Origin of the sequence: Paramylibacter kogurei, from assembly GCF_002742285.1 — a bacterium.
Taxonomy (GTDB): domain Bacteria; phylum Pseudomonadota; class Alphaproteobacteria; order Rhodobacterales; family Rhodobacteraceae; genus Amylibacter; species Amylibacter kogurei.
The window spans coordinates 36,722-51,021 of record NZ_MDGM01000015.1; the positions used below are offsets into that span (position 1 = coordinate 36,722).

At 49.8% G+C, this 14,300-nt stretch carries 12 protein-coding genes; 8 read left to right on the plus strand and 4 right to left on the minus strand.

From position 1 onward, the window contains the following. The first annotated feature begins 1 nt into the window (after nucleotide 1). Nucleotides 2-352 (plus strand): RidA family protein, encoded by a 351-nt coding sequence (locus BFP76_RS14195; protein ID WP_099594620.1) that lies wholly within the window; start codon nucleotides 2-4, stop codon nucleotides 350-352. A gap of 25 nt (nucleotides 353-377) precedes the next feature. Here the strand turns inward: BFP76_RS14195 and BFP76_RS14200 are convergent, their stop codons facing one another. Next, nucleotides 378-830, minus strand: a complete 453-nt coding sequence (locus BFP76_RS14200) for a GAF domain-containing protein (protein WP_099594621.1) — start codon at nucleotides 828-830, stop codon at nucleotides 378-380. A gap of 239 nt (nucleotides 831-1,069) precedes the next feature. Here BFP76_RS14200 and BFP76_RS14205 point away from each other — a divergent pair, with 239 nt between their 5' ends. The 5 genes from BFP76_RS14205 (at nucleotide 1,070) to BFP76_RS14225 (ending at nucleotide 6,276) form a co-directional block, all read left to right on the plus strand. After that, nucleotides 1,070-2,371 (plus strand): extracellular solute-binding protein, encoded by a 1,302-nt coding sequence (locus BFP76_RS14205; protein ID WP_099594622.1) that lies wholly within the window; start codon nucleotides 1,070-1,072, stop codon nucleotides 2,369-2,371. A 65-nt stretch (nucleotides 2,372-2,436) separates the two neighbouring features. Next, the gene (locus tag BFP76_RS14210) at nucleotides 2,437-3,318 is read left to right on the plus strand and encodes an ABC transporter permease subunit (RefSeq protein WP_099594623.1); all 882 of its coding nucleotides are present in this window, start codon (nucleotides 2,437-2,439) and stop codon (nucleotides 3,316-3,318) included. 10 nt (nucleotides 3,319-3,328) lie between these two features. Next, entirely contained in the window at nucleotides 3,329-4,216 is an 888-nt protein-coding gene (gene ugpE / locus BFP76_RS14215; protein WP_099594687.1) for a sn-glycerol-3-phosphate ABC transporter permease UgpE, read from the plus strand. 9 nt (nucleotides 4,217-4,225) lie between these two features. Next, nucleotides 4,226-5,281, plus strand: a complete 1,056-nt coding sequence (locus BFP76_RS14220; RefSeq protein ID WP_099594624.1) for a sn-glycerol-3-phosphate import ATP-binding protein UgpC — start codon at nucleotides 4,226-4,228, stop codon at nucleotides 5,279-5,281. After that, nucleotides 5,278-6,276, plus strand: a complete 999-nt coding sequence (locus tag BFP76_RS14225) for an endonuclease/exonuclease/phosphatase family protein (RefSeq protein WP_099594625.1) — start codon at nucleotides 5,278-5,280, stop codon at nucleotides 6,274-6,276. The genes BFP76_RS14220 and BFP76_RS14225 overlap by 4 nt, the downstream gene beginning before the upstream one ends. A 46-nt stretch (nucleotides 6,277-6,322) precedes the next feature. Here the strand turns inward: BFP76_RS14225 and BFP76_RS14230 are convergent, their stop codons facing one another. Further along, nucleotides 6,323-6,976, minus strand: coding sequence for a peroxiredoxin (locus BFP76_RS14230; protein ID WP_099594626.1), 654 nt, complete (start codon nucleotides 6,974-6,976; stop codon nucleotides 6,323-6,325). 68 nt (nucleotides 6,977-7,044) lie between these two features. Beyond that, nucleotides 7,045-7,791: a sulfite exporter TauE/SafE family protein gene (locus tag BFP76_RS14235; protein WP_165775731.1), complete on the minus strand. Its 747-nt coding sequence runs from the start codon at nucleotides 7,789-7,791 to the stop codon at nucleotides 7,045-7,047. Nucleotides 7,792-7,901: 110 nt separating this feature from the next. On the opposite strand from BFP76_RS14235, the gene BFP76_RS14240 reads away from it, so the two are divergent. Both BFP76_RS14240 and BFP76_RS14245 read left to right on the plus strand, forming a co-directional pair. Further along, nucleotides 7,902-9,335 carry an aldehyde dehydrogenase family protein gene (locus tag BFP76_RS14240; RefSeq protein WP_099594628.1) on the plus strand — a complete coding sequence of 478 codons (1,434 nt, stop codon included), beginning with the start codon at nucleotides 7,902-7,904 and terminating at the stop codon, nucleotides 9,333-9,335. A 70-nt stretch (nucleotides 9,336-9,405) separates the two neighbouring features. Beyond that, on the plus strand, nucleotides 9,406-10,584 hold the full coding sequence (locus BFP76_RS14245) for a lytic murein transglycosylase (protein ID WP_099594629.1): 1,179 nt from the start codon (nucleotides 9,406-9,408) through the stop codon (nucleotides 10,582-10,584). Between the two features lie 54 nt (nucleotides 10,585-10,638). Here the strand turns inward: BFP76_RS14245 and smc are convergent, their stop codons facing one another. Continuing rightward, complete coding sequence (smc, locus tag BFP76_RS14250; protein ID WP_099594630.1) at nucleotides 10,639-14,097, minus strand: chromosome segregation protein SMC; 3,459 nt, start codon at nucleotides 14,095-14,097, stop codon at nucleotides 10,639-10,641. Nucleotides 14,098-14,300: the final 203 nt, after the last annotated feature.

Here is a 14,300-nt window from a genome sequence, read left to right on the forward strand (position 1 = left end):
CATGTCCATCACCCGTCACGATTCCAACCAACGCATGTCGCAACTTGTTGTTCACGGCAACACTGCCTATTTGGCGGGGCAAGTCGCCGATGATTTCAACGCCGACATTACCACCCAAACACAACAAGTACTGGCCAAGGTTGAATCCCTGCTCGCCACCGCAGGATCGGACAAGGATCACATCCTATCCGCCACGATCATTATCAAGGACATGGCACAGTTTGGTGAAATGAATGCGGTTTGGGATGCATGGGTTGCCGATGCTGGCAAACCCGCGCGCGCCGCCATTCAGGCCGATATGGCCGCGCCAAACATCTTGGTCGAAATCTGTATTATTGCAGCAGTGAAATAATTTTTGGGGGCGCAGATTTGCGCCCCTATCCAAATGTCGATTTTAAGATCGCGGATAATGCATCCGCATCCGCTTGCGTAAACGCATCGGGCTGATCGCTGTCGATATCAAACACGCCGATTATTGCGCCCGCGCCATCATAAACGGGGATCACCAATTCGGATTGCGTGGAACTGGCACAAGCGATGTGCCCGTCAAACGCATTTACATCCGCCACCAATTGGGTTTCACCGCTTCGCGCCGCGGCACCACACACGCCACGCGAAAATGGAATCACCAAACAACCATGCCCGCCCTGATACGGGCCGATTTTCATCAACTCTGGTTCCACCACACGATAAAACCCCGTCCAATCAAACCGATCATCCGCATGATGCACCTCGCAGGCAATCGTTGCCATCAAAGCCACCTGATCGGATTCGCCCGATGTTAAACTTTCGATGGATTTGGCCAGATCAGCGTAATTTACGTTACCCATTTTTGTCCCTCTTTGCCCGACGACCTGTCCGACGGATGTCCGACACATGTCATACGGCTGTCCCACGGAGGTCCGCAAGGTGAAAATCACGAATGGCAGAGCGCGAATTTTTTCGTTTTTGTTCTTTTGATCAAAATTTTACACAAGCGTCATACACATGTTTTTCCATTGTTACATCGGCTCCCTATTCGCCCCCTCACCGCACCCGCTGGGGTGCCTTGCAAATTTAGGAATCAAAGATGAACTTGAAAAACACACTGCTCGCCAACGCAGTTGCATTGGGCATGGCCACAGCCGCAACAGCGCAAACAGAAATTTCATGGTGGCACGGCATGGGCGGGTCTTTGGGAGAGACCGTCAATAAAATCGCATCTGATTTTAACGCAAGCCAGTCAGACTATAAAATCACGCCTGTTTTCAAGGGCACATACGAAGAAACATTGACCGCAGGCATCGCTGCATTTCGCGCAGGCGAACAGCCAAACATCATGCAGGTGTTTGACGCAGGTGCTGCAACAGTGATCGGCGCCAAAGGTGCGGTTCTGCCAGTACAAGATTTGTTGGCGGCAAATGATGTGCCATTCAACATCGAAGATTACATCGCAGGTGTGCGTTATTTCTATGCTGATGAAGATGGCAAAATGATCGGCATGCCGTTCAATTCATCAACGCCAATTCTGTATTACAACACAGAAGCGCTTGAAAAAGCAGGCGTAACAGCGCCAAAAACCTGGGAAGAGTTTCAATCCGTCACAGCCCCAGCATTGAAAGATGCAGGTTATGTTGCATTGTCTCAATCACACATGCCTTGGATTTTCACAGAGAATTTCTTCTCTCGTCACAACCTACCGTTTGCGACAAATAATAACGGTTATGGTGGAACAGACGTGACAATCAACGCCGATGCACCTGAATTGAAAGCACATTTCGAAGCATTCAAAAGCTGGATCGACAACGGCTATGCTGGCTTCTTTGGCGCGGCGTGGGATGACAACGCCAAGCCGTTTGAATCTGGTGAAGTTGCCATGTGGCTTGGTTCATCTGGATCATTCGGCGGTTTGGTTCAAAAAGCGGATTTTGATTTTTCCGCAACCGTATTGCCATATTGGGAAGGTGTGACCAAAGAGCCAAAACAGACCTTTATCGGTGGTGCAGCATTGTTCGCAATGGCTGGCAAATCTGACGCAGAAAACAAAGCGACAGCTGAATTTTTCCGCTTCATGACATCACCAGAGGTTCAATATATGTGGCACAAAGAAACCGGTTATGTGCCAATCACAGAGGCCGCATATGAAATGGCCAAAGCGGATGGTCACTATGATCGTTTTCCAGCCGCTGAAACAGGTATCCAGCAATTGCAATTGCCAGCTGGCGATTGGACCAAAGGATATCGCATGGGTTTTTACGTACAAATCCGTGACGTGATGAACCGTGAATACACGCGTTACCTGACAGGTGAAACATCACTGGATGATGCGTTTGGTGCGATCAAATCAGAAGCAGACAAACTGCTTGAACGTTTCGCAAAAACGCAAGGCTAACGCCCCCACAAATCCAACAAGCAGCCGCATCTTTGGCTGCCTGTTTTCGTTCAGGAGAATACACATTGAAACGCGCAGGCTTTGCCAACTATTGGCTCCCGATTTTGTTATTGCTGCCGCAACTGACAATCATCGCAGTTTTCTTTTATTGGCCCGCGTTTAACGCGGTGCAATCATCGTTTTATCTGCAAGACCCATTTGGGTTTGGTTCTCAATTCGTCGGGTTTGAAAACTACGCCGATCTGTTCGCATCCAAAGAATATGCCAAGGTCGCACGTTTCACATTGCTATTCACATTGTTGGTCACTGCGACCTCTCTTGCCACTGCGTTATTGTTGGCGGTCAAAGCAGACAAGGTTCTGCGCGGCGCACGTACATATAAAACCTTATTGATGTGGGTCTATGCCGTGGCACCACCGGTTGCGGGTTTGATGGGTGTGATGTTGTTTGACCAGAACATCGGATCGGTAACCGATCTGTTTGCATGGTTTGGATATGATTATCGTTTGGGCGTAAATTACTGGGATACAGCATTTGCAATGATCATTGTTTCGGTCTGGATTCAGATCCCCGTGAATTTCATTTTCTTCCTTTCCGGTTTGCAATCAATCCCGCAACATGTGCGTGAAGCAGCAATGATTGATAATCCATCTGGCTTTGGCCGTTTTTGGCAGATCACATTTCCACTGCTCGCGCCAACCGCGTTTTTCTTGCTGATTATCAACATCACATATGCGCTGTTCGATACATTTGGCATCATTGATACGCTGGTCAAAAACAACCCCGCCAGCAACCCGATGACGCTGGTTTACAAAGTGTTCGTCGATGGTTTCCGAGGCAATGATATGGGTGGTTCATCTGCGCAATCTGTTGTGTTGATGGTGCTTGTTCTTGCGCTCACAATTTTTCAGTTCCGCCTGTTGGAACGCCGCATTCATTATACGTAAGGTGCGCAAAATGACCGATACAACATCTACAACACCGCGCGCGAAAAAACGGTTTCGCTGGTCTGCGGTTTTTGATCATTCGATCCTAATCCTTGGTTCATTATTCATGTTGCTGCCTGTGTTTTTGGCACTAACAACATCCAGCCATGACAATGTTGAAATCCAACGCGAAGGTTTGAAATTCTGGTTTGGCAGTGACATCGACGAAAACTTTGGCAATGCCATGTTTGAAAAAGGTGGCTTTACCAAAACGGTGACAGGCATGACCATGTTGATGAATTCTTTCATCCTAGGCATTGGCTTTGCCATTGGCAAAATTATCCTCTCGATGATGGCGGCATATGCGATTGTTTATTTCCGTTTTCGGTTTGCAACTTTCGCATTTTGGATGATCTTCACCACGATTTTGTTGCCCCTAGAGGTGCGCATTTTACCATCCTATGAGGTGATCCAAAGCATTGGTTTAACCAATAGCTACACCGGCCTGATCGTACCTTTGCTGGCATCCGCCACAGGCACTTTTTTCTTTCGCCAATTTTTCCTGTCCGTCCCCGAAGAATTGGTCGAGGCCGCACGCATTGATGGCGCGGGACCAGTGAAATTTTTCATCGATATCTTGGTGCCACTATCGCAAACCATGATTGCCGCGATTTTTATCATCATGTTTGTATATGGTTGGAACCAATATTTGTGGCCCACTTTGATCACAACGGACGAAGGTCTGTTCACATTGGTGCGCGGCATTCGCCAAATCATCCAAGCCTATGCCGAAGGCAGCGAAATCCCCGAATATGGTCAGGCCATGGCATTGGCGCTGATCGCAATGTTGCCCCCCGTGGCAATCGTTATTTTCTTCCAGTCTTGGTTCGTCAAAGGCTTGGTCGAGTCTGATAAATAGGAAATCAAAATGGCAAACGTAAGCGTTAAAAATATACGCAAAACCTATCCCAATGGAACAGAGGCCGTGATGCCGTGCAATTTTGATATTGCCGACGGTGAATTGGTGGTTTTGGTTGGGCCTTCTGGCTGTGGTAAATCTACGTTGTTGCGCATGGTCGCAGGGCTAGAGGATATTACCGATGGCGAATTGCAAATAGGTGATCGTGTGGTCAATGATCTGGACCCAGCCGAACGCGATATCGCGATGGTGTTCCAAAACTATGCGCTTTACCCGCATATGAGCGTTTATAAAAACATGGCCTATGGTTTGAAAAACCGTGGTACATCCAAGGAAGATATTGATCACAAGGTGCGCGAAGCATCCGCGATGTTAAATCTTGATGATTACCTTGATCGCCGGCCAAGCCAGCTTTCTGGTGGGCAACGCCAGCGTGTGGCGATGGGGCGTGCGATTGTGCGTGATCCTGCGCTGTTTTTATTTGATGAACCCCTATCCAATCTGGATGCAAAGCTGCGCAATCAAATGCGGATCGAAATTCGCAACCTGCAACGGCGCCTTGGCGTCACAGCCATGTATGTAACCCATGATCAGGTCGAGGCGATGACAATGGCCGATCGCATTTTTGTATTGAACGCTGGGCGCATCGAACAGGTGGGCACACCATCCGAAATTTATCGCACACCTGCATCCACATTTGTCGCAAGCTTCATGGGTGCACCGCCAATGAACCTGTTACCCGCGACATACAATGGAAATGGCAGTGTGCATTTGAACGGTGAAACCAGCCTGAAAGTTGACGCACCCAAAGATCACATAGGTGATATTCAACTGGGCATTCGCCCCGAAGAGGTGAAATTGGCAACAGGTAAATCTGCAACGCCGTTCAAACTTGAATTGATCGAAGAACTGGGCGCAAGCCGTCTGTTGCATGGTAAACTGGCAGGGCATGATTTTACGGTCAATGCGCCAAATAATGATGCGCCACTTGCGGATAATCTGATGTTGGATATCCCATCTGATGCTTTGCACATGTTTGATCATGAAACAGGAAAACGGCTATGACAAATTTGGTTGACCACCTGCCATTGGCAAGTGCAGCCATGCGCAAACGCATCGTCACCGTTGAACGAAATGCATCTGAACACCGCGCGATCATGAAAGTTTTTCCAGCAATGCATTTGTTGGAAACAGGTGGGAAATCGGAAACGTCAGAGCTTTCTAAATCATTCAACGTGGTTGCCTGGAATTTGGAACGTTGTTTGTTCCCAGAGGATAGTGTTGCACATCTGGCATCCCTGAAACCTGATGTGATTTTGTTGTCTGAAATGGACAGCGGCATGTCACGCACAGCACAGCGCAACACAACCGCAGAAATGGCGGCGGCGGCGGGTATGTCTTACCTGTACGGTGTTGAATTTTTTGAACTCGATTTAGGCGGCCCAACCGAGCGTAAATTCTGCAAAGACGATTTTAATGCGTCTGGTTGGCACGGGAACGGGATGCTGACATCTGTCAAACCAAAGGATGCGGTATTGATCCGCCTTGACGATCATGGCCATTGGTTTGCACCTGATGAAAATGCGGGCGACAATCAACAACCACGTGTGGGCGGGCGCATGGCCGTGGCCGCGATCATCCCAACATCGGGGGGTGATGTTTGTTTCGTTTCCACCCATTTAGAAAGCAATGCAACCGTTGAACATCGCCACAAACAGTTTGTTGTTTTGCTTGATGCCATTGAAGATTTTGCACCGAACCTGCCTGTTGTGATTGGTGGTGATTTGAACACTGGCAACCATTTGGATGACGCCGATTGGCGCCGTGAAACCCTGTTCGAATATGCGCGTTCTCGCGGTTATGATTGGGAAACAAATGCCGATGGCATGACAACCCAAGCCAGCCTGATCACACCCCATCTTGATCGCAAAATGAAACTGGATTGGTTTTGTACGCGTGGATTATCAGGATCAAACGCACGGATTGTGAATGCAACCAATGACAGCGGAACACCGCTATCCGACCATCACGCCGTCTGTGCCAAGTTTTCAGTAAAATAAAAAAGGGGCGCAAAACCATGCGCCCCTATATACTTTGATCGATGATTTATGATGGCAACGATGTTTTGCGCAAATAGGGTAGAACCGTTTCAAATTCACCAAACTTAGCTTTTGCATCATCATTGTTCACGGCTGGTGGGATAATCACATCTTCGCCGCTGACCCAGTTTGCGGGTGTTGCAACGCCATGTTTGCTCGACGCTTGCAACGCATCAAGAGCACGTAGGATTTCTGCAAAATTTCGCCCAACGGTCATTGGGTAAGTCATCGACAATTTCAATTGTTTATCGGGGCCAATGATGAAAACCGAACGCACGGTTGCGCTGTCTGCTGGTGTGCGGCCATCGGGCAAATATGCCTCTGCTGGGAGCATATCAAATGCTTTGGACACTTCTAAACCTTCGTCCGCGATGATCGGGAAACCAGCGGTCGCACCCGATACCTTTTCAATGTCCACTTTCCATTTTTTATGATCGGACACGCCATCGACGGAAACACCCATCACCTTGGTTCCGCGTTTTTCCCATTCATCGGCAAGCTGTGCAACGGCACCAAATTCGGTTGTGCAAACGGGTGTGAAATCTTTGGGGTGGGAAAACAAAATGGCCCAGCTATCCCCGATCCAGTCGTGGAATTTTACGGTGCCAGTATCGGTTTCAGCGGTGAAATTTGGAACAACGTCGTTAATGCGCAATGACATAGAAGACTCCTGTTATGTGGTTGCAATGTGAATTTCGACTCAGAGGGTGGTACAAATCACCCCTAACTTCAAGCGCCCATTATTCCACGCCGGATCAAGTTGATCCCAAGCAGAAGGAAGGCAAACAAAAAAGCCTTCATAAATTGTGCCGTATCCATGCGTTTGCGAATACGTTCGCCAAAATACATGCCAACGAATGTGGGGATCAGCAATCCAATGCCAAGTATCGCGATCTGAAACGTCAATTCACCCGTCACAATAAACCCAGCCATCAAAAATATGGATTGGACGGAAAACATAACACCCAGCGTTTGAATCATGACATCACGCTCAAGTCGCAACGCCATCAGATAAACCGCCAATGGTGGACCCCAAATCGCCGTAAGCCCACCTAAAATCCCGCTTCCGATTCCAGCGCCAATTTGTGCGGGCACTTCCAATTTCGCAGTAAGCCTTGGGATCGCACCATAAAGGCTTGTCACAGCAAAAAGCACCATCGCCGCCCCGACACACGTTTGCAACAACGCCAATGGAACTTTGGCACCAATCAGGGACACCAAGAATATTCCAGCACATGCGAATGTAGCGAAATATTTGTGGCGCATTAATATCTCCCACATCGACCCGCCAACAGATGCCTGACGAAAGTTCGATGCCATGATTGCAATTAAAATCATCGCAACCGCAGCACGAGGTTCATAAAAAAACGTCAACAACCCAACCAACAGCGCGGGAAATCCAATTCCCAACGCGCCTTTGACAATGCCACCGAATAGAAATATTGCTGTAAGCAACCCGATCTCTGACAGTTCCAATTTTCCCTCGTACGGTTTCGATTTCCCAAATGTCGTAAAATCGATGTTGCGTTACCTTAACAGCGGTGTAACTGTCCCCCACAAACAAGTCCAATCGATATAGGTGTCATATGCTTGATAAACGCGAATTTTACATCAATGGTAAATGGGTTAAACCCGCCAAAGCCAATGATTTTGAGGTCATCAACCCCGCCACCGAAGAACCCTTTGCGGTGATCTCTCTCGGTGGTCAGGCGGATACTGACGCTGCCGTTGCGGCCGCACGCAATGCGTTTACAACTTGGTCAGTGACATCAAAACAAACGCGTATTGATTTGCTTCAATCAATCTATGACGAATATAAACGCCGTGCAGATGACATGGCCGAGGCGATCAGCAATGAAATGGGCGCACCCATCACATTGTCACAAACTCAACAATTCACCACCGGCATCAGCCACATCAAAAAATTCATCAAGGCGTTGCAAGAATTCGAATTCGAACACCCCATTGATGGGCACCCAACGGAAATGATCCTTCACGAACCCATTGGCGTTTGTGGGTTGATCACGCCTTGGAACTGGCCGATGAACCAAATCTGTCTCAAGGTTATTCCCGCGATCGCAGTTGGCTCCACCACCATTCTTAAACCATCAGAGGTTTCACCACTTTCCGCACATGTGTTTTCCGAAATCATGGATACGGCAGGCTGCCCCGCCGGTGTTTACAACTACCTAAACGGTGATGGCGTTGGTGTTGGCACACAGCTTTCATCGCACAAAGATGTCGATATGATTTCATTCACGGGTTCAACACGTGCTGGCACCGCAATCACCAAGGCCGCGGCAGATACCGTTAAACGCGTCACACTCGAATTGGGTGGTAAGGGTGCGAATGTGGTTTACGCTGATGCGGATGAAAACGCGGTGAAACGGGGCACACAACATGTGTTCAACAACACAGGTCAATCCTGTAACGCGCCAACACGCATGTTGGTGGAACGTTCCATTTATGACAACGCCGTTGAAATTGCCGCAGAGACTGCAAAAAATCATCCCGTTGGAAATCCAGCGGAAGAAGGCCCGCATATGGGCCCATTGGTTTCCGAGGCACAATTTAACAAGGTGCAAGGTTTGATCGAGGTTGGCATCAAAGAGGGTGCACGCCTTGTCGCGGGTGGTCTTGGCCGCCCCGAGGGCATCAACAAAGGTTTCTTTGCACGCCCAACCGTTTTCGCCGATGTTGATAATTCCATGCAGATTGCCCAAGAAGAAATCTTTGGCCCGGTCATGGTGATGATCCCGTTTGATGACGAAGAACAAGCCATGCAAATCGCCAATGACACGCCATATGGTTTGACCAACTATGTCCAAACCCAAGACCCAGAAAAAGCAAAACGCGCGGCACGTGCCATGCGTTCTGGTATGATCCGCATGAATGGCGATGGTGGCGCTGCGGCCTCTCCGTTTGGTGGATACAAACAATCGGGTAACGGGCGCGAAGGCGGAAAATGGGGATTGGAAGATTTCCTAGAAGTCAAGCACGTCACGGGCTGGAACGCTTGAATTTCATTGCGATAACGAACATATTAACACCGTCCCAAGGGGCGGTGTTTTCATTTAAAGGAGTCTCTAAATGTTTTTACGATCCACTTTAATTTCACTCTCGCTTCTTGCCATGCCCAGCATCGCATTTGCCAAAACGCCCTGTGGTGGCAATTTCAACAGCTTCATCAATGGCGTCAAATCAGAGGCCGCCAAAAAGGGGCATTCCAAATCAGAATTGGATAAATTCTTCGCCAATGTGCGCCAAGATAAAAAGGTTCTGCAACAGGACCGATCACAGGCTGTGTTTCGCCAAAACTTTAGCCAATTCGCAGGCCGCGTTGTCAGCTCAAATCGGTTAAAGGTTGGCGCATCTAAACGCAAACAATACGCCAGCTCATTTAAATCAGCACAGTCAAACTTTGGCGTTCCTTCATCTGTTCTGCTCGCCTTTTGGGCGATGGAAACAGATTTTGGTGCAAACCAAGGTAACTTCAACACATTGAACGCGCTCGCCACACTCGCACATGATTGTCGCCGCCCACACCTGTTTCGCCCGCAAATTTTCGCCACGATCGAGCTTTGGAAAAAAGGTACATTTAATCCTGCAACCAGCAAGGGCGCATGGGCCGGTGAAATCGGCATGGTGCAAATGTTACCAGAAGACGTGCTTTACCGTGGCGTCGATGGTGATGGCGATGGCAAGGTGAACCTTGTGTCATCTGCACCAGATGCGATCCTTACTTCCGCCAAAGTATTGTCCAGCCACGGTTGGAAATCAGGGCAACCTTGGATGGTTGAAGTCTCTGTTCCGCAAAACCTAGATTGGGCGAAAACGGGCTTGGGTAAACCGCAATCCGTATCCAGTTGGTCATCAATGGGCGTGAAAGCGCGGGGGAAAATGCCATCTGGAAAATACCAAGCATCCCTCTTGTTGCCAGAGGGTCGCAAAGGTCCTGCATTCCTTGTGTTCCCAAATTTCGACGTTTATTTCAAATGGAACAAATCACTGGTGAATGTGACATCCGCCGCCTATTTCGCAATGCGCCTTGCCGGTGCACCACCGTTTAACAAAGGCAACCCAGACAAAGCGCTGAGCACCAATCAAATGGTCGCATTGCAGAAAAAACTGAAATCACGCGGTCACGATGTTGGCCGTGTGGATGGCATTCTTGGTGCAAAAACACGCACCGCTGTGCAAAAAGAACAAGCCCGCGTTGGCCTACCTGCGGATGCATGGCCGACAACTGCACTGTTAAACAAAATCTAATCCATTTTGTAAAAATATCCTCGCCGAAGGCATAAAATCATTTGCCTTTGGCGATCAACCATCCACCATTTCTTCGGCAGCTTGTAGATCCACCGATACCAACTGGCTCACACCTTGTTCGGCCATTGTGACACCAAACAAACGATCCATCCTCGCCATCGTCACCGCATGGTGCGTGATGATCATAAAGCGTGTTTTTGTGCGCTGTGTCATTTCATCAAGCAAATCACAAAAGCGGCCAACATTGGCATCGTCCAATGGCGCGTCCACCTCGTCCAGCACACAAATCGGTGCAGGGTTGGCAAGGAACACCGCAAAAATGAGCGCAAGCGCCGTCAGCGTTTGTTCACCACCAGATAACAGTGAAAGCGTTGAAAGTTTTTTACCAGGCGGCTGGCACATAATTTCCAAACCCGCTTCCAACGGATCGTCACTTTCGACCAGAACCAAATTCGCCTCGCCACCACCAAACAGATGTTTAAACAGATTGGCAAAGTTTCGGTTCACTTCGTCAAAGGCCGCCAACAAGCGCTCGCGACCCTCCTTGTTCAAACTGGCAATCCCAGAGCGCAGCTTTTTAATCGCCTCTTCCAGATCCAGTTTTTCCTCGGCCAGTGTGTCGCGTTCTTCGTTCACTTCTTTGGCGTCTTCTTCGGCACGTAAATTCACCGCTCCCAAACCATCGCGTTGACGGCGAAGCCGTGCAACATCCGCTTCTATTCGATCGGCAGGTGGCATTTTATCGGGATCTGTTTCCAATGTTTCCAGCAATGCCTCTGGTTCGATTTCCAACTCTTCGCGAATCCGTTCAGCGGCGGTTGCCACCTGAACAGCCGCAGCATCGGCAACTGCATCTGCGCGCGCGCGTGCTTCGCGGGCTTCTGATGCGCTTCGTTCGGCGTTGCGTTCCGCTTGTTCCGCGTCGCGCAATGCGCCCTCGCCAACGGATAACGCATCGCTGGCCTCTGCAAGCCGTTTTTCTGCGTCCGAAATGGATTTTCCCAATTCTTCGCGCTTGGCCTTGATTTCATCTGGCGCTTGGGTCGCGGATTTCAATTCCGATTCTGAACTGGTTTTGCGCGTTGCCAATTCACCAATACGCTGTTCCGCTGTTTCCAGACGGTGACGCCAACCTGACACCTCTTTCATGATTTCTTGGCGGCGTTTTGTACGTGCTTCGCCGTCACGCCGTGTTTCATCATACATCGAACGTTTGGTGATCATCGTCATACGCGCAGCTTCAACCGCAACTTTGATCGATTCAACATTTGTCCGTGCCGCGTCCAGATCATCCAGATCGCGCACGCCCGCTTCTGCTTCTTTTACCGATGCGCGCGCAGCGATTGTTTCTTCTTCCAATCGCGATTGCGCGAGCTTCAGCGTTTCAACCTTGCCAGACAGCATATCGCGATCCGCTTCAGCGCGGGATAGCTGCCGGTTGGCATTTGCCGCCGCTTCATCCGCTGACTTTCGGGTTTGACGCGCGGCATGATCTGCAGAAATCAATTCTTGCAATGCGCTATGCACGGTGTCGAAGTTTTCTTTCGCACTTGCCATGCGAGAAATCGCGCTCGCGTTTGCTTTGCGTAAATCTTCAAGCCGATTGATTTGTTGCAATCGCAACGCAGATGCGGATGGCGCATCTTCGGCGCCGATACGAAATCCATCCCAGCGCCATAAATCACCCTGTGCGGATACCAATCGTTGACCCGGTTTTAAATCGGCCTGCAATGCCGCGCCTTGTGCACGTTCAACCACACCGATATGTGCCAAGCGCCGCGCCAATACATCTGGTGCGTCAACATATGCGGCCAAACTTTCAACGCCTGTTGGCAATGGTGCAATCGCATCATATTCGGGCAAACGTGCCCAACCCGATTCACCATCGGGATCAACCAACGGCGCTTTTAGATCATCGGCAAGGGCTGCACCCAATGCGGCCTCGTATCCTTTGCGCGCGCGGACATTATCGATCAATTGATCGTCATCAGATTTATCACGTGCAATCACACGTTCCAATGCACCCACTTCGGCACCAAGCGCATTTGCTTCGCCCTCGGCCTCTGACAATGCGGCGCGTGCATCAGAATCTTTGGCTTGTGCATCTGCACGTTTACCCTCGATAGCCAGCAAATCTGCATCGGCCTTTAATGCTGCTTCTTGGGCGATTGCACGTGTTTGTGTTGCCTCTTCAAAACGTGTTTGCGCATCGCCAAGGCTTTCTTCGACAGACAAAACAGAACTGGCCGCTGCATCGCTTTGTTCTGTGCGTTTATCCAACATCGCCTTTGCATCGGTTAATAAACGATGTGCCGATTGATGTCGTGCGGATAGGCGTGCGACATCCTCTGTCAGTTTATCAAGCGCGGCCTCTTGTTCTTGCATCACACTTGCCGCATCACGTGCGGCGCTATTCGCGGCCTCTACCTTGGCATCATGACCTTCGGACGCTTTTTCGATTTGTTCTTTTTCCCAATCAAGGCGCTTGATGGTTTCTTCGGCGTCTTTGTTCAAACCCTGTTCACGCGTAATATCCGCACCCAATTGGGCGATGCGGCGTTCCAGCGTTTCAATGGTTTCGCGTGCGCGGGCTTCTTGGTCGGCCAAGGTATCGCGCTGTACTTGCAAACGTTGCACGACGGCCGCGGCGATTGCTTGCTCTTCACGCAACGGTGGCACCTTGCCTTCCAACTCGATCCGTTCACGTGCGGATTTGGATGCATCCCCTTGCGCCGACGCTGCCTTTTGTGTGGCGGCGGTTAAATCGGTTGCTGCAGCTTGGCGCGCAACATCTGCCTCGCGCCAGCGACGATACAATAACAACCCTTCGGACTGGCGCAGCTCTGCCCCAATTTCGCGGTAACGTTTTGCTTGGCGTGCTTGGCGTGCCAATGAATTCAACTGACTATCGAGCTGTTCAACAACATCGTCGACGCGCGCCAAATTGGTTTCTGCACCTTTTAATTTCAACTCCGCCTCGTGCCGACGCTGATAAAGACCAGAAATGCCCGCGGCCTCTTCCAGAATACGGCGTCTGGATTTCGGCTTTGCGTTGATCAATTCCGAAATCATGCCTTGGCGCACCAACGCAGGCGAATGCGCACCTGTTGAAGCATCCGCAAACAGCATTTGAATATCGCGAGCACGGGTTTCTTTACCGTTCGCCTTGTAGGCCGAACCAACATCACGTGTGATGCGACGGGTCACTTCCAGCACGTCTTGATCGTTGAAATTCGCAGGGGCCAGACGATCGGCATTGTCCAATAACAACAGCACTTCGGCGTAATTGCGTGCAGGGCGTTTATCCGTGCCTGCAAAAATCACGTCTTCCATGCCACCGCCGCGCATCGCTTTGGCACGGTTTTCCCCCATGACCCAACGCAAGGCTTCCAACAGATTTGATTTACCACAGCCGTTTGGCCCAACAACACCCGTCAGGCCATCCGCAATCACCAATTCCGTGGGGTCCACGAAACTTTTGAAGCCAGTTAATCGTAATTTGGTAAATCGCAACGCGGATTCGCCCCTGTTGATTCTTGTTCGAATTAAAATCCGTTCCCAAAGGGGTGTGAGTCAACCCAAAACCACCGTATATGGGGTTTTGAGGCAAGTTATCCACAAGATATCGGTGTTTTTCGCAAAAAATGGCGTAAACGCGCCAATAAATCTGTCGCTAATTTTCACTGACTGTCGGAATCGACCTTGACCAAACCACC